Origin of the sequence: Cobetia sp. 14N.309.X.WAT.E.A4, from assembly GCF_030397495.1 — a bacterium.
GTDB lineage: Bacteria > Pseudomonadota > Gammaproteobacteria > Pseudomonadales > Halomonadaceae > Cobetia > Cobetia marina.
Window position 1 is genome coordinate 11771 of sequence record NZ_JAPNXT010000018.1, and the last position, 20728, is coordinate 32498.

Annotated in this window: 16 protein-coding genes; all 16 read right to left on the reverse strand. The window is 55.3% G+C overall.

Going from position 1 to position 20728, the window contains the following annotated elements:
- Positions 1–10: 10 nt before the first annotated feature.
- A complete protein-coding gene (gene icmH / locus OW493_RS16765) occupies positions 11–793 on the reverse strand; it encodes a type IVB secretion system protein IcmH/DotU (RefSeq protein ID WP_136938000.1) in 783 nt (260 codons plus the stop codon).
- Entirely contained in the window at positions 790–2133 is a 1344-nt protein-coding gene (gene tssK / locus OW493_RS16770) for a type VI secretion system baseplate subunit TssK (protein ID WP_136938001.1), read from the reverse strand. Before tssK ends, icmH begins: the two co-directional genes overlap by 4 nt.
- A gap of 72 nt (positions 2134–2205) precedes the next feature.
- On the reverse strand, positions 2206–2814 hold the full coding sequence (gene tssJ / locus OW493_RS16775; RefSeq protein WP_289864957.1) for a type VI secretion system lipoprotein TssJ: 609 nt from the start codon (positions 2812–2814) through the stop codon (positions 2206–2208).
- Positions 2815–2824: 10 nt separating this feature from the next.
- Positions 2825–5521, reverse strand: a complete 2697-nt coding sequence (gene tssH, locus OW493_RS16780) for a type VI secretion system ATPase TssH (RefSeq protein WP_289864958.1) — start codon at positions 5519–5521, stop codon at positions 2825–2827.
- Positions 5518–6645, reverse strand: a complete 1128-nt coding sequence (gene tssG, locus OW493_RS16785; RefSeq protein ID WP_279855591.1) for a type VI secretion system baseplate subunit TssG — start codon at positions 6643–6645, stop codon at positions 5518–5520. Before tssG ends, tssH begins: the two co-directional genes overlap by 4 nt.
- A complete protein-coding gene (gene tssF, locus OW493_RS16790) occupies positions 6609–8444 on the reverse strand; it encodes a type VI secretion system baseplate subunit TssF (RefSeq protein WP_289864959.1) in 1836 nt (611 codons plus the stop codon). The genes tssG and tssF overlap by 37 nt, the downstream gene beginning before the upstream one ends.
- Positions 8444–8932 carry a type VI secretion system baseplate subunit TssE gene (gene tssE, locus OW493_RS16795; protein ID WP_233593521.1) on the reverse strand — a complete coding sequence of 163 codons (489 nt, stop codon included), beginning with the start codon at positions 8930–8932 and terminating at the stop codon, positions 8444–8446. Before tssE ends, tssF begins: the two co-directional genes overlap by 1 nt.
- 116 nt (positions 8933–9048) lie before the next feature.
- The gene (gene tssC / locus OW493_RS16800; protein WP_077377255.1) at positions 9049–10548 is read right to left on the reverse strand and encodes a type VI secretion system contractile sheath large subunit; all 1500 of its coding nucleotides are present in this window, start codon (positions 10546–10548) and stop codon (positions 9049–9051) included.
- 15 nt (positions 10549–10563) lie between these two features.
- Positions 10564–11091 (reverse strand): type VI secretion system contractile sheath small subunit, encoded by a 528-nt coding sequence (gene tssB / locus OW493_RS16805; protein ID WP_077377258.1) that lies wholly within the window; start codon positions 11089–11091, stop codon positions 10564–10566.
- 93 nt (positions 11092–11184) lie between these two features.
- Complete coding sequence (locus tag OW493_RS16810; protein ID WP_084208888.1) at positions 11185–11934, reverse strand: hypothetical protein; 750 nt, start codon at positions 11932–11934, stop codon at positions 11185–11187.
- Positions 11935–11980: 46 nt separating this feature from the next.
- Positions 11981–12415 carry a copper resistance protein NlpE N-terminal domain-containing protein gene (locus tag OW493_RS16815; RefSeq protein WP_289864960.1) on the reverse strand — a complete coding sequence of 145 codons (435 nt, stop codon included), beginning with the start codon at positions 12413–12415 and terminating at the stop codon, positions 11981–11983.
- A 978-nt stretch (positions 12416–13393) separates the two neighbouring features.
- Positions 13394–14272 (reverse strand): tetratricopeptide repeat protein, encoded by an 879-nt coding sequence (locus tag OW493_RS16820; RefSeq protein WP_289864961.1) that lies wholly within the window; start codon positions 14270–14272, stop codon positions 13394–13396.
- A 275-nt stretch (positions 14273–14547) separates the two neighbouring features.
- Positions 14548–15420 (reverse strand): tetratricopeptide repeat protein, encoded by an 873-nt coding sequence (locus OW493_RS16825; RefSeq protein ID WP_289864962.1) that lies wholly within the window; start codon positions 15418–15420, stop codon positions 14548–14550.
- Positions 15420–18878 carry a T6SS effector BTH_I2691 family protein gene (locus OW493_RS16830; RefSeq protein WP_289864963.1) on the reverse strand — a complete coding sequence of 1153 codons (3459 nt, stop codon included), beginning with the start codon at positions 18876–18878 and terminating at the stop codon, positions 15420–15422. Before OW493_RS16830 ends, OW493_RS16825 begins: the two co-directional genes overlap by 1 nt.
- On the reverse strand, positions 18839–19741 hold the full coding sequence (locus OW493_RS16835) for a DUF4123 domain-containing protein (protein WP_289864964.1): 903 nt from the start codon (positions 19739–19741) through the stop codon (positions 18839–18841). Before OW493_RS16835 ends, OW493_RS16830 begins: the two co-directional genes overlap by 40 nt.
- Positions 19722–20728: type VI secretion system Vgr family protein (locus OW493_RS16840; RefSeq protein ID WP_289864965.1), on the reverse strand; the 1007-nt coding region annotated here is incomplete at its 5' end. The genes OW493_RS16840 and OW493_RS16835, both read right to left, overlap by 20 nt.

Below are 20728 nucleotides of genomic sequence, written 5' to 3' on the forward strand. Positions count from 1 at the left end.
CCGTCACGCCTCATGTCGTTGCGAACAGGGACGACAGTCGCTCGATGAGCGCCGTGACCTGAGTATCCAGCAGGTTGTCGAGCACCAGATAGACCGCCCCGCAGCACAGCGCGATCACCAGCAGATAGACCCAGACCGGAATTTCATAACGCAGCAGCTGACCGACCTGGTCCGGCAATTGCCAGCCCGGTGCCAGCACGTCGGATGTCTGACGGTAGCGCGCGATGTCCTGGCCCAGCGTGCTGGCCACGTAGCGCAGCTGATCACGGTGTTCGAGGCGGAACTTGCCCTCGAAGCCCAGCGCCAGACACAGGTGATAGACCTCCAGCACATCCAGGTTGGCCTTGACGTCGGTGCGCAGTGCCTCGAGACGCTCGAAGAAGCCCTCACCCGCCAGATGCACGCCGAAGTAGGTGTACTGCAGCGGATGCAGCTCCAGATGCTGGCGAATGTTGCTGGCACCGGCCCCCAGCACGCTTTCATCGAGGAAGGCGCACAGCGCGTACTGGGCGTCACGCACCTGATCCATGCTGTAGCCGACCGCCAGTGCCTGGGCTTCCAGCTCGCGGAAGTAGTCGGCGACCCGGGTCAGGAACTCATCGACGTTGCGCGCTTCACTGCCGCGACGAATCATCAGGATCAGCGAGAAGAAATCCTGGGACAGCGTGCGTAGACGCGTGTCCGCCGGGACCGATGCGCCGGATCTCCCCGCGCCGCCACTTCCCTGGGAAGCCGCCCGGGAAGGATGATGTGCCGCCGTGTCGCTCGGCTGGGTTGCCGTGGTCTGGGTCATTTCAACACCGCCATCAATTCAATCTTGAGGTTGTGGAAACCGCCGGGCACGTAGAAGGCGATGGCCTGCGCGGCCATCATGCGTTCATACATGCGACCCTGGGGTTCCAGCGCGAAATAGTGGTTATCGAGGCGCGAGGGAATCGCGGTGGGAAGACGCGAGGCATGTACCAGCGAGCCGCCGGGCATGGCGCTGTTGACCACCACCTCGATGTCATCCGGCGAGCCGACCTTGAAGGCACGCGGCACCAGCTCCAGCAACTTGGCGCCGGGCATGTCGGCATGCACGCTGATGTAGAAGTCGGCATCCACCAGACGCGCATCGTGCAGGTGAGCGATGTAGTAGGACGGCTTGGTCTGTTCCAGCGCGATGGGGATGTACTGGTTGGGCACCACGGTGTCCAGCAGCTCGCGCGCCATGGTTTCCAGCGTCGTCAATGACTGGACCGGGTCTTCATGGCGGTACGGCGGCAGGTCACTCAGGCGGTAATCCATCGAGAAGGTCATCAGGCTGGCGACCAGATCCGACAGGAAGGTGTAGAGCTTCTCGGGATGCTGCTGCGGGTGTTGCAGCAGATGCGCCAGGGCCGGGTAGGCACGGTTGACCGTATGCAGCAGCCAGAAAAGCGCCACGTCGCTTGAGCCGAATTCCGCGACCTGATCGGCGCGCTCGCGGCGACGTCCGGACAGCGTCTCGTGCTTGGCCTGCAGCATGCCGGCCAGGCGCTGGCCCATGGCCATCAGCGTCTCGCTGCTCGAGAGGTGAAGCGCAGGCGGCACGAAGCGCGGCGAGACCGAGAAGCCACCGGCGGCATTGCGCGTCAGCACGGCCAGCGGACAATGCGTGCTGCCCTCCAGGTCATCGCCTTCCAGCAATAGACGCACATTGAGTTCCAGCAGGCTCAGCTCGTTCTCGCCATCGCCGTCCAGCAGGTCCGGCAGGGAATCGAAGCGCTGACGAAAGCGACGACGGGCACCGCGCTGCTGCTCATCTTCCTGCACATTGCCGGCGTAGGGTTGTACCAGGCTCAGCGCAGCATGCACCTTGATCTCGCTGTGACCGGCCAGCTCTCCCAGGTCACGCGCCCGCGGCAGGCTATCGTGCTGGGGAGCATCGAATAGCGTGCCATCCGGGAAGACCAGTTTGAGGCGGCTGAGCTGCAGACGGCCCTGGGCCAGCGCGCTTTCATCGATCTCAAGCTGCTGTACGCCGAAGGCGAAGGGCCCGCTGCGCGTGCTGGCCTCGCCGAGCTGCCACTGGTGATACTCGTCCTGATACTGGAAGTGCTGGGGCAGCAGGAACATGCCCTCGGACCACCTCACGCGATTATGCTTGCTCACGAATCCATCCTTTATAAAGTCCGTCCGGTGTCGCCAGTGACGTGCCGCCCGTCAGGCGGAATGGCTCACGCCTCATGGCGGTGTCGTCGTCGCCAGCAGGTCTTCGCTGTCGGGCGCCACCATGATGTAGTGATCGGCCAGGGTCAGTTCGACGCCGTCCGGTGAGGTGAACAGGCCGTCCTTGCGCATCGCATCGGCGTCGAACAGCACGCGCCAGCGCGCGTCCGGGGTCTGGCGGAAATAGGCCGCGACCGCCACGTAACGCGCGCCCGGCTTCAGCGGCGCCTCATCGACGACATGCCCGCCCGGCACCATCACCACTTCGCGGGTATCCAGCAGGGAGTCGCCCAGTACCTTGTCGGCGTGATCCCAGAGGCCATCGGGCGAGGCGCTGGTAAAGGCCTCACTCGCATCCAGTTGATAGATGCGCACCACCACCGACAGTGACGCCTCATCGACATCCGGATTGAGCGAGTCATCGGCATCGAGGGTGAAGGCGACCGTCTCGTCCTGACGGAACAGGATGTCCCCCACCGTGCCATCCATCTGCTGGCCAAGACGGCTGCCGACCCCGCAGCCGCCGAGCAGCAGGCTGGCGCACAACATGACGGGCAGCCAATGGCGCGGACGCAGAGACGTGGTGCGCCGCTCAGCCTTCACGTGATATCCCCGGAATGACATGTGGGCTTCCTCACTGCATCTCGTAGGTGAACTGGCCGGCGTCATCCAGCGCGATGCTGACATCGCCCACCGGCTGCTGATCGGCCATGCGTTCCAGCACCCACTCCACCAGCGGCGGCATCAGCGAGCCACTCAGCAGGTGATCGATGCTGCGCGCACCGCTGTCGGTCTGGGTGCAGCGCTCGGCGATATGCGTCGCCAGCGACGGGGCGAAGCTCAGGTGGGCGCCGTGGTTGCGCGTGAAGCGTTCCGCCAGACGCGACAGCTTGAGGTCGACGATGCGCGCCAGGATGTCGCTGTGGACCGGGTAGTACGGCACGACCTTGAGGCGGCCGAGGAAGGCCGGCTTGAAGACGCCATTCAAGGTATCGCGCAGGCCCTCGACCAGCGCTTCCGGTGCCGGCGGCGTCGCCACGCCCAGGCAGCGGTTCATGATCTCGTCGGTGCCGACGTTGGACGTCAGCAGGATGACGCAGTTGCGGAAGTCGATCTCGCGCCCTTCGCCGTCCTCCATCACGCCCTTGTCGAACACCTGGAAGAAGACTTCCAGCACGTCCGGGTGGGCCTTCTCGACTTCATCGAGCAGCACCACGCTGTACGGCTTGCGACGCACGGCTTCGGTCAGCACGCCGCCTTCGCCATAGCCGACATAGCCGGGCGGCGAGCCTTTCAGCGAGGAGACGGTGTGGGCTTCCTGGTACTCGGACATGTTGATGGTGATGAGATTGCGCTCACCGCCGTACAGGCTGTCGGCGAGGGCCAGCGCGGTTTCGGTCTTGCCGACCCCGCTCGGGCCGAGCAGCATGAAGACACCGATCGGCTTGTCGGGGTCTTCGAGCCTGGCGCGCGACAGGCTGATGCGCTGGCCGATCTCTTCCAGTGCGTGGTCCTGCCCGAGCACGCGCTCGCCCAACAGCGCCGGCAGACGACGCACGGTGTCAATCTCGTCACGCTGCATCTTGCCCAGCGGAATGCCGGTCCAGGCAGCGACGACTTCGCCGATGGCATTGCCATCGACACAGGCATGCACCAGCGGCGCCTCGCCACCGGCGGCTTCCAGCACCTCACGCGCGGCACGCAGCTCGGCCAAGGCAGCGTCACGCCCGGTGGCATCATCGGATTCGTTGGCCGCGTTCAGGGCGGCATCAGCCTTGAGCACCGCCTCGACGGCCTCACGCTGACGTGTCCAGTCGGCTTCCAGCGCCGTCACCTGCGCGGTAATGGCCAGCACTTCACTGTCGATCTCGTCCAGACGCGGGGCATGGCGGTCATCGCCGCGCTCGTGCTCGCGAGCCAGTGCCGCACGTTCAGCCTCGAGATCGCGCAGGCGCTGACGGGCATCTTCCAGCGGTGCCGGCGTGGTCTGCTGGCCCAGCGCAACACGCGCACAGGCGGTATCCAGCACGCTGACCGCCTTGTCCGGCAGCTGACGGCCGGTGATATAGCGGCTGGAGAGACGCACCGCCTGCACGATGGCGTCATCGAGAATCTCGACCTTGTGGTGATCGCGCATGCGCGTCGCCAGCCCGCGCAGCATGTCGATGGCCTGCGGCTCGGCCGGCTCCTCGACCTTGATCACCTGGAAGCGACGCGCCAGGGCGGCGTCCTTCTCGAAGTACTTCTTGTACTCGGCCCAGGTGGTGGCGGCGATGGTGCGCAGCTCGCCACGCGCCAGCGCCGGCTTGAGCAGGTTGGCGGCATCGTTCTGGCCCGCCTGACCGCCACTGCCGATCAGGGTGTGGGCTTCATCGATGAACAGGATGATCGGGTGCAGGCTGCGCTTCACTTCCTCGATCACGTCCTTGAGGCGCTGCTCGAATTCGCCCTTCACGCTGGCGCCGGCCTGCAGCAGGCCGAGATCCAGGGTGCGCAGCTCGACACGTGCCAGCGGCGCAGGCACTTCCCCGGCGACGATCTTCTGTGCCAGTCCTTCGACCACGGCGGTCTTGCCGACCCCCGCCTCACCGGTGAGGATCGGGTTGTTCTGACGACGACGCGTCAGGATGTCGATCATCTGGCGCACTTCGTCATCGCGCCCCAGAATCGGGTCGATGTTGCCGGCGCGCGCACTGGCGGTCAGGTCGATGGTGTATTGATCCAGCGCCGGGGTCTTGTGACTGCCCGGGCGTGCAGCGCCACCGCCCTCGCCTGCCGTCTGCTCGCCGCTGCTCGCGGCGGATGGCGTCGGCTGCGAGCGCTCGGCCTCGGGACTTGCGGCCAAGAGGCTGGTGAAATGCAGGCGCAGGTCTGCGGCATCGATACGCGCCAGCGGAGTGTCGTGACGTGGCTCGAACGAACGCTCCAGCGCGGAAGCTCCCAGGCCTGCGCGCTGGGCCAGTTCCGGGTCTTCCAACAGGGCCAGCAGCAGGTGTCCGCTGCGGATATGCGCGACTTCGTGGTCGATGGAGGCGATCAACCAGGCCTTCTCGATCAGCCGCGTGATATGCGGTGAGAGTGCCGGCGTCGCGGTGCTGCCCGTCTTCAGACGCTCCAGCGAGCGGTCCAGCTGATCGGCAAGTTGATCCAGCCCCAGCGAGTAGTGACGCACGATGCGCAGCAGGTCGTTGTCGTCACCGTCCAGCAGCTTGATCAGCAGATGCTCGACATCGACTTCATACTGGCGCTTGGCCAGGCACAGGCCAGCGGCCTCTTCCATGGCACCGCGGCTGACATCATTGAGCTTGGCGAATAGCGTCTTGAGACTCACGGGGTCACTCCATCGAAGGGGATTCGTAGCAGCACACTTCCCGAGGTGCTGCGGGGTGTCTGGCCCAGCCAGCCGAGGCGGCCCAGCGAGATGCCACCGGCACCTCCCAGGCGGGCCGGCGGCACTTCACTGGGCTCGAGCTGCAGTTCCAGCTCGAAATCGAGCTCCGGCCCGACATAGAAACGGATCAGTTCCGTCATGCGCAGATGGTCCTCACCGCCGGGCAGAAAGCGGCGAAAGTCCGCCAGGCGCAAGGGGCCGACCGCGATGCGCACGCAGGACTGGTAATCCCAGGCGCGCTTCCCGGCCACGGCGCTCTGTCCCAGCCGGGCATTGGCCTGCCCCAGGCGCGTCAGCTCCGGCTCGCTGATCTCGAGCCAACGCCCCTGGAAGGGCTTCACCTCACACGGCACGCCGAAGAAGCTGCCCAGCAAGGTGGTCAGGTTCTGCTGATTGCGGGGCCGCTGACCGAGCAGCCCGGCGAAGAAGGAGAACAGCTCGCGCGGCAGTTCTCGGCCGTCCTGATTGCCGAGCCCCCGGCTGGGTGCCGCGTTGTCGCGATTCTCGTCGACAAGGGCATCGTCCCCCGCGAACAGCAGCTGCGCGGAGCGCCCGGAGACACCGCTGAGCGCGAGCAGCTGGCGCTCGAAGTCCGTCTCGCCGCGACGCTCATACTCGATGTGGAAGCGATACTTCTGCCACGCCTGATAGAACAGCGCCGTCATGCGGTGCGAGAACAGATCGAAGAAGGCATGAGCCCCGTCATCGCGCAGCTGCACGTGGCGGTCGATCAACGTCTCGGTATACGGACGCGGCAGGACACCGGACGGGCCCACCAGCCCCATGAAGGTGACCTGCACCTGGGTCAGCGGCTGGTCGGTCGGCGAGCGCGATGTCTCGCTCTCGAACACGAGATCACTCACTTCGCTGGCCGGGAAGTTCAGCGACAGCTGGCTGCGAAAGCGCAGCGGGTCCTCGTGGGGGCGCAGCTCGGGTTCGAGGCGTCCGGCACGGCTATAGTGCAACCGGAGCAATCGCACCAGCTGGAAGAAGCTGAACCGGTAAGGCTCAGCGCGCGCCTGGTCGATCAGACCAGGGGCTGAGTGCCGGTTCTGGCGGGCCATGTCACGACGTCCTTTTCGCGCTGGCGGCTGCGCAATGTCAGCCGAGTGAAACTGTTGAGCGAGCAGTACTGCCCGAAGAAGTGATCCAGCACCATGCCGAACAAGAAGATGCCGCTGCCGATGAACTCCTGTTCATCCAGCTCCAGCGTGATGCCGGTACCGCGCACGAAGGCCGGGCGAGGATGCCCGATACGTGTCATCGCCGGTGCGCTCTGGATGCTGGCGATGCCGTTGATCTGGCGACGCGTGGCCTCGAGATCGCGATAGTTGTAGAGCGAGAGCATTTCCAGCAGCACATCGCGGCCACGCTCCACCAATGAGAGATGGTTGAGCGAGAGATGCGAGATCAGGCGCCAGATGACGCCCTTGCCCATCGGCGGCCGCGCCGAGGGCGTGGGCTTGCGCAGGCAGCGAATGGCCTTGACCACCTGCTCGCGCGGCAGCGTGAAGTCACCGCGCGGATGACCGAAGCTCAGTCGCTGCGGCAGGTCACGATTGCTGCAGGTGAGCTTGAGGCTAAGCACGTCACTGGTGGCGTCGATGGCATTGAGCTCACGATCCGCCAGGCGCAGCAAAAGCTCGGTGCCGGCATCCCGCTCACGGGCGGACGGCACACGCCGCGACAGCCAGTAGCTGGTCTCGCGTGATGGCGCACTGCCCTGCGGCTCGAAGAACGGCGGGCAATAGCGCACGTGATCGCGCTCGGCGGTCTTCTGTACGCGCGTGACGCGGTCGACCGAGATCACCTCGGCGCCGTGCGGATTGCGCACATCGGCCACCACCGGATATTCCGCCTGGGTATGGGTGAGCAGGATCGGCTCGGCCTGACGCTCGAACAGGTTGATCACCGGCGTGCAGCCGAGGCGGAAATGATTGCGCCCCAGACTCTGGGACAGCCGCGACAGACGCTCGTCCAGCGCATAGTCCGCGAAGTGGAAGTGCAGCTCGAAACGCGTGCCGCTGGCGCGTGCCAGCAGACGTGTCAGCCCTTCGACATCGAAGAACATGAACTTGTCGGGGAAGGTGAAGTACTCGTGCAGCAGGCGATAGCCGAGGAAGGAGCGCTCGGGGTAATCGATCAATCCTTCCTCGGGCGCGAACCCGACCGGCGTGAGCGAATCCGTCGGCAGCGCGACTTCTCGGCGCTGGCCGCCCTCATAGAAGCTGACGCTCAGGCGGGTCAGATTGTTGAACAGCAGTTCGTACATCGGGTGCATCAAGGCACCCTCGCCGTCCAGGAACAGGCGCAGGCGGTCGATCCCGAAGCTGCCCACCGACTGGTCATTCAAGGCCTCGAAGGCCAGATCCAGCCGCGCGACGCTATCCTTGTCGCGACCATTGAAGGCCGAGCGTTCCAGCAGCGAGAAGCCGGCGCTTTCCACGCGCAGCGGCCACACATCCACCGGATAGCAGGTACGGAACCGGCAGGCCACGCCTTCCACCGGACGCGAGAACATCTCGGTGTGCCGCGCGACCTGATAACGCCCGGTCAGCGAGGTCTGCTCACCGGGGTCGAGCTGTGCGATCGACAGCGAAGGCGTCGGTCGCAGGTAATGGGGATAGAGCACATCGAGGAAGGCCTCGACGATTTCCGGCAGATCATCATCCAGCTTCTTGTGAACCCGTGCCGACAGGAACGCGAAGGACTCGACCAGACGCTCGGTGTGCGGGTCTTCGCAGTGGTCGCCTTCCAATTGCAGTCGTGCGGCAATCTTGGGGTACTCACGTGCGAACTCCCGGCCCAGAAAGCGCAGGTGCGAAATCTCTTGTTCGTAGTAAGGCAGCAGTTCATCAAGCATCAGGAAAGGTTCTGCACTTTGTATTGCTGAGTGTCGGCATGCAGCACGGCATCGAAGGCCACTTGCCGCGTTGCATCCTTGAGGACGAGGAGCGTCTCGACGCGAAAGCGCAAGAGGCGGTCCTGACCGTCCTGGTCCAGCAGCTTGACCTGCACGTTGCGAAAGCGACGGTCATTGCTTTCGATGGCGTACTCCAGCTGACGCTGGATCAAGCGGCGGTCTTCACTGCTGTGCAGGCCTCGGCCGAGAAAGTCCGGCAGGCCGAAGCCCAGCACCGTGCCGCGCAACCCGGGAAAGTCATTCAAGCGCCCTCCCAGCAATTCGCTGCGCGTGTTCACCAGAATCTCGAGGTCACGCACGATGGTGCGCTTGTACTCGTCGAGACTGACGAAGCGTTGCTCCTCCGCGGCTTCTCCCTGATGCGGAGCATCGTCCTGCAACCGATCCCACAGGGTGGGAATGAGGCGGCGGGTGCCATTCATGCGCATGTCGCCTCCTTCATGGCGATAAGCCGCACCGTCAGGCCGGCGTTGGCCAGTCTGACGATGCGGGCGTGCAGGACACGCAGGGAAAAGAGCGAGGGGTCTTCAGTGACGAGACGTCATCAGCTACGAGTGGACTGCGGCAGCTCTGCGACCAGGCGCAGTGAGGCGGTCAGTTCATCCAGCTGGTAGTGCGGCCGCAGGAAGGTCACGGCCTTGAAGACACCCGGCTTGCCCGGGACTTCCGCGACTTCGACACGTGCTTCACGCAGCGGGAACTGCGCCTTGGCTTCCTGGCTGGCGTTGTCGTCCAGCAGCACGTACTGGGACAGCCAGTCGTTCAGGTAGCGCTCGACACTGGTGCGCGAGGCGAAGCTGCCGACCTTGTCACGCATGATCGCCTTCATGTAATGCGCGATGCGTGAGGTGGCGAAGATGTACTGCATCTGCGAGGACAGCCGCGCGTTGGCGTTGGCCACGTCGGTGTTGTACGTCTTCTGCTTCTGGGCGGACTGGGTGCCGAAGAAGGCGGCGTAGTCCGTGCCCTTGCAATGCACCAGCGGGATGAAGCCCAGGTCTGCCAGCTCCTTCTCGCGGCGGTCGGTCACGGCGATCTCGGTCGGGCACTTCAGCGCCACTTCGCCATCGTCGGTCTGGAAGGTGTGGGTTGGCAGGTTCTCGACCAGGCCGCCGCCCTCGACACCGCGAATGGCGACACACCAGCCATAGTTGGCGAAGGCATCAGTCACGCGGGAGCCCATGGCGTACGCCGCGTTCATCCACAGATACTTGTTGTGCTCACGGCCATCGACGTTCTCGACGAAGTTGAATTCCTCGACCGGCGTGGTGTCCGGGCCATATGGCAGACGGCCCAGCACGTGCGGCAGCGTCAGACCGACATAGCGCGCATCTTCGGAGTTGCGGAAGGACTTCCACTTGGCGTATTCGACGGTGTCGAAGATCTTGGACAGATCACGCGGACCGCTCATCTCGGTGAAGGAGTCCCAGCCGAACAGCTCCGGAGACGCCGCGGAGATGAAGGGTGCGTGCGCCGAGGCGGCCACGTGGGAGATCTGCTCCAGCAGATAGATGTCTTCCGGGCTGCGCGAGAATTCGTAATCGCCGACCAGCATGCCGAACGGCGCGCCACCGAAGGTGCCGTACTCTTCTTCGTAGACCTTCTTGAACAGCGCGCTCTGATCGAATTCCGGCGCCGATTTCAGGTCACGCACCAATTCCTTCTTGGTGGCGTTGAGCATCTGGATCTTCATGTTGCTGCCGGTCTCGGTCTGATCGACCAGATAGCGCAGACCGCGCCAGGAGGATTCCAGCTTCTGGAACTCACTGGCGTGCATGACTTCGTTCATCTGCTCGGAGAGCATCGCGTCGATCTCGGCGATACGCGCATCCAGCACGGCGATGAGGTCCTTGCTGGGCATGACTTCGCCATCCAGCACCTGGGCGACCAGCTCTTCGATCAGGTCGCGCGCACGGGTGCGCTCGGTCTCGGAGCGCGCCACGCGGCTCTCGGAGATGATGCTGTCGAGCAAGGAAGACTGCGGCGCGAAGACGGTATCCTGTGCCTGCGGTGCCACTGCTGATTCACTACGATTGTCACTCATGGTCTGACTCCGCAATCAGTTGTCGTCTTTGCGCACGGCTTGCTCGCGACCGAACTCGTCGCCCAGCGTCTTGAGCTTCTCGCTGTTCTGCAGCACGTCCATCAGCAGCTCTTCCAGCTTGTCGTTGCCGCCCATCTTGTTGCGCAGATCGGCGAGCTTGTTGCGCACGTCCAGAAGCTTGCGCAGCGGCTCGACCTGCTTGACGACATTCTGCGGCTCGAAGTCTTCCAGCGAGTTGAAGTTCAGTTCGACCGGCAGCTGGGTACCATCCTTGCTCAGCGTGTTGTCGACGCGATAGGCAAGGCGCGGCTTCAAGCCCTTGAGGACGCCATTGAAGTTGTCGCGGTCGATGGCGACGAACTTGCGGTCCTTGAGCTTGGGCGGCGGGCTGAGCGGGTTGCCGGTGTAATCACCGACGGCACCGACCACAAACGGCAGTTCCTTCTGCTCCTGGCTGTCACCGATCTCGACGTCGTAGGTGATCTGGACGCGTGGTGCGCGAATGCGTCCCAGCTTGTGTTGTGTGCTATCCCTCTCCGCCATGGGGCATTTCCTTATGTGCAGTTGTGAAGTGGTTGCGCGAAGCAAAAATGGGGTCCCGCTGAATCAGCCGGAACATCGCCGCTGACACGCCACTCAGACAGCGGCGATCGCCCTGAGCAGCCGCTGCTTGACGGCGTCATCCATCGACTCGATGTCCGCGACATCGATCAGTTCTTCAAAGGTGTCATTGCCGGCGATTTCGGTGCTGCGCAGGATGGTGTCCTGCTCCGGCAGGTGCGAGGTGATGGGAGACCCCACCACGCAGAACGGCATGCTGCCGAACTCGCCGAGCTTCTCGAAACTGACCGGGAAGCGAAGCCCCAGCAACAGTCGCCCGAGGCCCGGGGCACGATTGACGCAATAGAACAGCATCAGATAGTGCACCACGTAGCGCAGCAGCTCGGCGGTGCTGCGATTGGGGTCCTTGATGATGTGACGGAAGCGTTGCAGCGAGAAGCCATCGAAACCCACCACCCAGCGGGTCGGGCTGGTGACGCGAATCACCTTGCCGGTGGACTCGAGACGTACGTCATATTCATGCGGATAGAGACGCGGGGCCGTGCTCAGAAGCTCCAGCGGCACATCCAGCTCCTGCAGCAAGCGGAAAGGCTCGGCATTGGCCGTGGAGTCATAGAGAGCGGTGAATTCCTTGAAGGCATGCTGTGCCTCACGGCCGCTACCGCGCGGTGCCCCTTGCAGGTATTCGCCAAAAATCATCTGCGGGCGAATCAAGGCCCCCAGGGTCGTCAGATAATCCGAGGCGTTCTCATACAACAGGTCACTGACCACACGCGTCTGCTTGCGCTGTCGAATGAAGGCTTCAATGTCAAAGGACGAATCCATGTCAGATACTCTCCGTGCGCAGATCCTGCGCAACGCGTGGTGAACCTCAGCCAAGCGGCTCGGCACGGGTGAACTCGTAATCGCTGTCAGTGTCCTGCTGCCCCATCAACTCCAGGGTGTCGCCGCCCTCTTCCATCTTGAGCATCAGCGGCGCATCCCGCTCCAGGCGCAGATAGGTAGTGCTGTCAGAGGTCTCGGCCTCGAAGTCGCCCCACTGCGTAGTCACGAAATCGCCCCCGATGGCATCGACGTGAGCTTCCTGCAGGAAGAACGCCGTGGGCTTGCCACTCTCGGAATCGCGATGCAGGGTCAGGTCCGCGCGGATGAGGCGACAATCCTGGCAGGGAAGCGTGCCGACGAAACGCTCGATCGGCGGCGGCGTGTAGTCGGCAGGGCCTGTGTCCGGCGCAGAGCTGCAACCGCTCAACAGCAGGAGCCCCACCACCAATGACCCGACAATGGCAATAAAAGAAGTCTTCAAGGTTTCACCGCCTGGTAAGGACATGCCGCCATTTCTTGACATCAATCTGCTTCCCTATCAGATAAATCAAGACAACGTCTTGCCACCGCCACCCTCTGATTGACGTGCTCGATATCGTAAATAGGTGACATCTTGCGGCGGGCATACAGAGGGAAAAGCGTTGACGATACATAGAAGGTAAATCTGTATATTTGTTCTAGCGCAGACGCGAATATGGAAACATATTGCAGGTAGAGATTCCAGCAAGAAAAGCAACACAAGTATCGTTTAAATAACGATTAACGCCATGTTTGCCACGCCACAGAGCGAACGGCGCCATCTTCCATGGTGTCGCAATCATATGACGGTGAGGCCTGCCGTACCTACCCTGGAGCGATAGTAAGGACTCAATACTGCCCCGCCACTCCCGACTCGCCACCACCTGGCACGCAGGTGGGGAAAACACCATCAGAACAATGACATGCTGCCATATACCATATTAGAACAAAAGTGTTACAAAAATACCGAGATTGGGTAACACAAATATGACAAGACAGTTGCCCATTACGCGACGACATGTCTTCTGACACTTTCAATCAGTTTAAACTAATATTATAAACGACCCCTTCACTGAGTGAAATGAAAGAGTCATCACGTTGATGAAAACCCTCATTATTGACCAGCGATGTCTCCTTTTTCGCATGCCGCACTTCCTGACCTCTCAGTCATGCAGGCGACCATTGCGCACCCATGCAGCCTCTTCACGCTCACTCATGGCGACCAGCGCCAGCAGAACCGCAACCAGCCTCTCTCACCCATGCGCTAGCAAGTCACAGGCTATCTCGATCGCCTTGCCCTGCTACAGACTCATGGCTCCCCCTGTCTATCGCCGAAACAGACTCACCATCATCAGCCGGCATTGAAATCCCCAAGCACGAAAAAGCCGGAGCCCTGGAAGGGCTCGGGCTGTCTGCACAACACTGGAGTCAAGAGAGTCTACTAGCGGTAGCTACCGTCGGATTGATGCTCAAGCCCGTTGTAGCCGGGATTGAAGCGACGATTTTCTTCTTGCCAGTGTTTAGATTGTTGCCTGGCTTCAACTATCTGCTCATTAGTCATTTTTTTAGAGACTCGTAAACGTCCTGCGCCACCGACACTACCGCTTAAATCATAATACTTATAGGCTTGTACCAAGTCGGCTTCAGTACCGTAACCATTTTCATAATAACGAGCCAAAGGCTGAAAGTATGCCATTGCAAATTCACCATATGGAAGACTACTTGCCTTTCGTCTCCATTTGAAAGCTAACTCTGGATATTCATCTCCGCCTAAGCCATGCTCATACAAATAGGAAAGTCCTATAGCAGAAGGAGCGTCACCATTATTAGCGGCTTTCTCCAGCCAATGCCTGGCTTTTACAGCATCCTTCGCAAAAAGGTCTCTGGCATTCTCTCCCCAATATGCTCGACCTAGTAATGCTTGAGCCTGCACATAACCACGACTTCCTGATAGTATTAGAAACTTTCTAGCTTTCTCTAAATTCCGATCAACACACAATCCATTGTAGTACATAATAGCCACAACATAAGAGGCATCTGCAACATCATTTTTTGAAGCAATTTTAAACCCATCCATCGCCTTGCAATAATCTATATCATCAAAGACATTATTTTTATTTCTAAGATATGCATAAGATAAGAAATATTCTTCTCTAGCTGTCCTTGCCTCCCCTTTTTCAATCAGGTCGCTATAGTTATAGGATGCATACTCTTCACTAAAAGCTTTCACATTATTAGTCTGATAGTAAACCTTTGCGCTAGCGGGATTCACGCTAAACAAAATAATACAAATAGAAAAGACAATATGTTTGACAATCAAATCACTAGCCTTATAAAACTGTCACTCCTATAAAATATATTGGTACTTAAAATTAAATTATCAATAAACCTGATAGTAGAATAATCCGTAATATTGAGTTCTGAGCATAAAATAAGCTCAATACTCTACAAGTTAGCTAAAACATTACACCTAGGTTCCAAAAACTAACCCTTTCAAGTATTGAAGAGTATTAGTAATTAAATTTCAATTCATCACAAGTAACTCAGTAGAAGGGCACATTCGATATGCCCTCCTTACTTTAAAACAATAATTTACTACCTAGGCATAACGTAAGTATTAGTTTCTTCCTGCAGCTCTAAAGATAGTCGCTTTGCTTTAGCTATTTCTTCATTAGTCATGCTTTTCATGATTCTAATTTTATCTTTATCTTTAGCAGGCTGCAGTTGGTCATAATACTTATATGCTTGCACTAGATTAATATTAGTACCGATTCCTTTTTCATAATATCTACCTATGGCCATATAGACACTAGTATTACTACCTGCTGGCATCTTAGTAGCCTTAAGGAGCCATTCAAAGGCTTTTTTATCACTCTTCTTTACACCCACTCCGTTATATAACATATAAGCAACATTGACCGCTGATAACTTATCATTATTTTTTGCAGCTCTAACGAACCATGCAAAAGCTTTTTCTGAATCTTTAGTCAATAGATCATCTATATACGTATCATCTCCCGAATATAACAAGCCTAATTTCCTTTGAGATGCAAAATACCCTAACTCAGCTGACTTAATCAGGTAAGATAAAGCTTTTTGCTTGTTCTCATCCACTAACTCACCTTGATAGTATATGTTAAATAAATTAAACCCCGCATCTACCAACCCATTTTCCCACACGTCTCTAAGTACTTTTAGGCCCTTTTTTTTCTCATCTATGTCATTTTTGCTTTGAAGCAAAAGTAACGCATAAAAATAACCCTTAACCATATTTCCGTTAAGGTATTCCTTTCTTACGTATTCAATATCTCTCAATTTATCATTTTTAAAAAAAGAAGGACCCGTATTATCAATTTGAACCACAAAAGGCTCATGGATCATTTTTTCGGCTGTTGAACTTTTATTTTCGGTATCGTTTGAACATCCTAACAGTAGCGTCAAAAGCATAATAGAAATGAATAGTTTCACTATACAACCTCCACCAAATAAGTTGAATTATATGTTTTTGAAGTAATATCATCTCTCAATGAAACAACAAGGGCTATTTTTGTACCTGCATGTTCATTATCTATTAACGAACTATTAGAGAAGAGATACCCACTCTCGTCAATTATTAATTCTGGAGCATCACTTCCTCCTTGGCTAAAATCATAAGCCAAAGGTTCAAAAGAAGAGTCAATAGCAGACTTTATGTAGTTATAACTAAAGTGTCTTTTGCTAGATTCATTATCTCCTTGAGACGTAAGCAGTGTAATAGATAACTCACCAGTATCAATAGTAGGTATTAAAATCGACAAAAATATTTTTTTTGCATTTCCTGACTGATAAATATATCTTGGACCGACTCCTACCTGTGCAGCGTGCTCTCTACCAAAGGCATCGTCATATCTATAGACATTCTCCCAAGCAATATCAACAGTCAAGCCTTTGAAGACGGATTGAAGAGATGCAACTTCATTATCCGAGGTAGAAAAGGCTTCTATTTGCCCCTTATGGTTACCCATATAACTCAAGTTTATCCACATCCAGACAGATTTTGCCACCAGATCAACATATTTATAACCCAGCACTAAAGATATAATGCCTAAAAAAGCTCCTGCAGCTACAAGAGCAGGTCCAGCAGCTACCAAGCCAATCAATCCAAGAACACCACTAGTAATGCTAAGATTACCAAGTATATTTCTATTTGCGGTCATTTCACTTGATAGGCCCAGCATCTCATCATGACTTGCTTGTGAGATTTTACGAAAGCCATCAATAATAGAAATCGTATTACTAACCACTCCAAGAAGCCCACCCCACAATGAAACACCTGCAGGTGTTAATTTGAAAAAATTACTTCTTAGGCCACCAATAACACTACTCAAATTAGCAGTACTTACCGCGCCTGCTCGAATATCTAAAACATTATTGTAAATATCATTTGATGACATCACCATATCACATAGAGCAGAGATAATCTCTCCAACCTCTGCATCAGCATCTTTATCTAACAGCTGATCGTATAATGTACTGATAGATTGAGAAATTACTATCGACGCAGCGATGGATTTACCAATTGGCATCTCGCCACTAAAATTCAAAAGACTTGAAATACTATCGGTTGCAATAAAATCAGCACCTTGTTTAATTGCACCGTCATTTGCAGTATCATTTCTATCTTCAGAATCACTTGTGTCAAATATGTCTATGCCGGAATTATCATAGTCGATTACAGGAAAAACTACATCAATATTTTTATCGCCAGGAATAGCGCTATTAATAGCAATGTTTCCACCTGCGCCATCAGGATATGGCATCTCTTTATCAGCTTGCGCTTTTATTTTATCGCTTCTTAATCCATGCCCAGTACTAACTAACCAATCACGATATTGGCTAATAGTTAAAGTCATTTTTTTGAACTTTAATGAACATGCACGTTCATCACCAACATTAACCTGTGATAAATACAAGCACTGGCAGTACAATCTAAATACTTTGACAGCATCAATTGAAGCCTGATCTTTTTGTAACGCCAATCCAGATACAGCATTGCCAACAGTCCCTATTAACGTAGTTAATATTAACTGAATATTACTATCTAGGACGCTTAGCTCTTGACTATTGTATTGTTCCTTCTTGGACCTGTACAATTTTGCCCATGTATCCACTTCATCAACACTTAGACCAGCCTCTTTATCACAAGAGGATATAGTCTTTACTGCAGCATCAACAAGATCGGCATCATTGAAAAATAAAGACGTCACTATAACGGAGCCTCTACTCTTGATATTTTCTGCAAATCCTTTCCATAAAGCAGCAGATCCTGTAGACAGAACGCCCCCTGAAAATAGACCTGTAATAATACCACTCAGTGCTATTCCTGAGGTAAATTCTACCACGCTATAACGCGCTAAAAGATCTCTTAAATGCTCATCGATCCAACATGCATAGTCTGAATCGTAGACTTGCGACAGCCGTTCAATTTTTTCACCCTGCTTTTGGTAATCCATTCTGAAGGCTTTTAGTTTATCATCTTGTTCATCATATTGTGCTAAAAGCTTGCTTGAATCATAGTAGCCAGCCATCTGCTGCCTATGCTGTTCAGTCAACTCATCCACTTCTTTCAAATCTTCAGCGCGGCCTTCTTTCAAGCCGGCATTTATTTTATTAATATCATTTTGCAATTTCTCTTTTCTTTTCAGATACTCCTTTCTCTCTAAATGTGTATTAAATTCTGACTTTGATGATATATCAGCGTGGTCAATCTGACGCTGTAGTGATGCTTTATGCTTAACCTCCCAAGTTTCTTTTTGATCCCATTTTTCGTTAACAGCTGCCTTTCTTTTTATCTCAAAATTCCTGCTAAAAGCATCAATTGCATTCATGAAAACCAATTTTCGTTGATTTTCATTATTGTTATCAGCCAGGTATTTCCTCATACGTTCAACTGTTTCCAGACGATAAGCATTAAGCTCATCAATAATGCCCACTTCATCTTTAACAGCCATGATTATTGGCTTATCTTTTAGCCAACTTGGTGCTACATGCAATCGATCCTTCATACTTTCAATGAGTTGATCTGGCGTATAAGGGCTATTGACAAAACCATTAGGCCAGAAGAAGTCGTCATTTTCTGTCGATAAATTGCAGAATTCAGCGACATAATTTAATTCGGACATATCGAAGACATGCGGACAGTGTTTGGCACTACTAGATGCCAACAGCTCCTGCATATCTATTTTCTGCATATTTTTCTTCCGCCAAGAAGCATCCCCTTGAATCATTTTCAAATGATTACGTGACCAAGGATGTTCGCTGTAAGCATAGTACAGTACGGAGTCTTTTTTGATTGTCGGTATTGTTACCACCGATGCACTTAACGATTTTTCTCTTTTCTCTTTCTCGGGTTTCAGACCACAATCAAATTCTGCTTGTTCCGGATTAGGAGGATTATCAGCTACCGAGTATTGGTAAAACTTACCATCAGTTGTAACCACAAAGCAGTACCAGGAATTGGGCTCATTTGCTTGATCGTATATATATAGATAACCAGATCTAAGCTGACGAAGTATATACTTCGACACTTTTCCTTGAGATACCTCTTCAATATCCTCTAAAATGTCATTGCTTTGACATTTTTCTACTCTCGAGGTCTTACCATCCTCGGTCCATTCCTGATCTAATGACACAGTCGTGAAATCAGCAATTCGGGCTTCAGGTAACTCATTAACTGCAGAATTACGCTGTGTGCGACGGCAAACAGCATATCGGACTGGAAGGATGGGAATGCCAACCCTTTCGCACAGAGGACATTTTTTACTATCGGCCCCTTCCGCAACACTGAGTGTAGATTGCTGAGCCTGTTGCGATATCTGATTGATTGAATTATTGCCAACAACACCCATTAGAGTGAGATCTCCATTTCTCGCTGTATTTTTGTCCAAAGATGATCATTAATAGTTGATGATATGGAGCTATAGCTCTCACCACGTTCAATACTATCAAGCTTCTGTATTATGTATGGATGTTGGTAGAACCTGGGTATTAAAATTCCATGCAGGACAAATAGCTTAACATCTTCCTCGACAACAATACCTTTTTCATATGCCACCATAATAATTGAGTCGACTTCAGCTGGTGAAATCTCACGCTTATTCTGAAACGTCAAATTCTGCCATACCTCAATGAAACCATTTACCATGCCTAGACGCTTCAATGCATCCCATTGGGATACCGATAGGAGGGTTCTAGTACTTTTTTCTTTAGGCCTGCAGTTACTGAGCATAGATAGTTTTTTGTTGCTATCAAAGTACCACCATGCCTCTACTGGACCTAATAAATTAGTCAACTGAGCCTTGGATAAAATATCAACCAGCCTCTCCAATACACGCGAGTCTTGGTAACGGAACAAACTTGGTTTTCCATGCTTCCGTTTGATAATACGCTGCTCATTAAGATGCCCGACCAAGCTCTCAAGAGGATAGTGGCTATAAATCCAACCACAAAATGGAAATGGTTCCGTACGTCTTTCCGGAATCAACTGTCGTTCGTCTATCACCATCTGACGAACTGAGTGAGCATCCGATTTGACTGGCTGTAAAAAAAATTGCCTCTCGAGCGGATGGCTGAAGAACGAATGTTTCAATATGCCACACTGCTTTAGCTTATTTTTTGCCAACGCCCTTTCAGGCGAATCAGAAGGGTCTACCATACGGTAAAGCTGGCCTGTCTCTTGGCTATCCAACCACTCGATCATACTTTCGAGAGCTAGATGCTTTTCGTGTTGTTTATCCTTCAACAATGCCATCACCTGCTGCAGCTGCTTTCTCGCTACTACGCTCACAAAGGATATCCGAGTACTCCGGCAATTCCGTCATCGCGGCATTCAGACTCGTCGGCCCACCGAAGCTGTGCTGCGCACCTTTGACATCTATCTTGCCCGGCGCGTGCAGTTCGATATTGCCGTCCTTGAGGCGGACATAGGCACCACCACAGGTGAGCAGAATCTCCTTGGCGGCATTGATATCGATGTCGTTCTCGGTGGAGGTGATGGTGACGTCCTTTTCCGCCGTCAGGTCCATCGCATCGCTTTGCGCTTGAACTTCGACCTTGCCCTTGCCGGCAAACAGCTTGATGCCGGAGCGCTGCACGAACAGCGAGAACTTCTCGACCACGGCGCCTACCAGACTGCGTCCGGTGGCCAGGTTGATGTCTTCGCCACTGGTGACGCTGAGCGAGCGGCCCTGTGCCAGGTGCGTCGATTCCGGCGTACTGGTGGCGATGCCGGCGGGCGATGTGAGATGCAGCCAGGGCGCATTCAGGCGCGCCGCCTGCCCCCGCCCGCCATTGGTAGCGCTCTGGGCTGAACTACCGTCAAAGCGGCTACCGCTGTCATCGGCGCCATAGGTGCCTTGGGTATCGTCGCTGGCCTGCTTGATCTGCGTGCGCGCCGCGAGCGCCTCGGCGTTGTGGCTGGTGGCACTGTCGCTGAGCGTATTGGCCAGCTGATAGGCGCTGGCGAGCTGCTGTTGCGCAGGAGAGAGATCCAGCTGTTCGCCACTGGCGGCGATCTGGCCCCAGCTACTGAGCATCAGGCCGCTGTTGGCACGAATCGCGCCATAGGCGTCCGAGCGCAGCTCGAAGCCGGTACCGCGGAAGCTGCCGCGTGTGTTGCCCTGCTGGTGGATCAGATAGCCGAGATTGAGCTGGGATTTCTCGTGCTCCGAGTTGAGGCGCACACGCTCCTGATCCGTCGCATCATCGAAGACCAGCTCGTTGTACTTGTTGCCGCGGT

Bases quoted from the DNA above. Each gene is read 5' to 3' on its own strand.
- icmH (WP_136938000.1), bottom strand. From the start codon at position 793: ATGACCCAGACCACGGCAACCCAGCCGAGCGACACGGCGGCACATCAT.
- tssJ (WP_289864957.1), bottom strand. From the start codon at position 2,814: ATGTCATTCCGGGGATATCACGTGAAGGCTGAGCGGCGCACCACGTCT.
- tssG (WP_279855591.1), bottom strand. From the start codon at position 6,645: ATGGCCCGCCAGAACCGGCACTCAGCCCCTGGTCTGATCGACCAGGCG.
- tssF (WP_289864959.1), bottom strand. From the start codon at position 8,444: ATGCTTGATGAACTGCTGCCTTACTACGAACAAGAGATTTCGCACCTG.
- tssE (WP_233593521.1), bottom strand. From the start codon at position 8,932: ATGCGCATGAATGGCACCCGCCGCCTCATTCCCACCCTGTGGGATCGG.
- tssC (WP_077377255.1), bottom strand. From the start codon at position 10,548: ATGAGTGACAATCGTAGTGAATCAGCAGTGGCACCGCAGGCACAGGAT.
- tssB (WP_077377258.1), bottom strand. From the start codon at position 11,091: ATGGCGGAGAGGGATAGCACACAACACAAGCTGGGACGCATTCGCGCA.
- OW493_RS16810 (WP_084208888.1), bottom strand. From the start codon at position 11,934: ATGGATTCGTCCTTTGACATTGAAGCCTTCATTCGACAGCGCAAGCAG.
- OW493_RS16835 (WP_289864964.1), bottom strand. From the start codon at position 19,741: ATGGCATTGTTGAAGGATAAACAACACGAAAAGCATCTAGCTCTCGAA.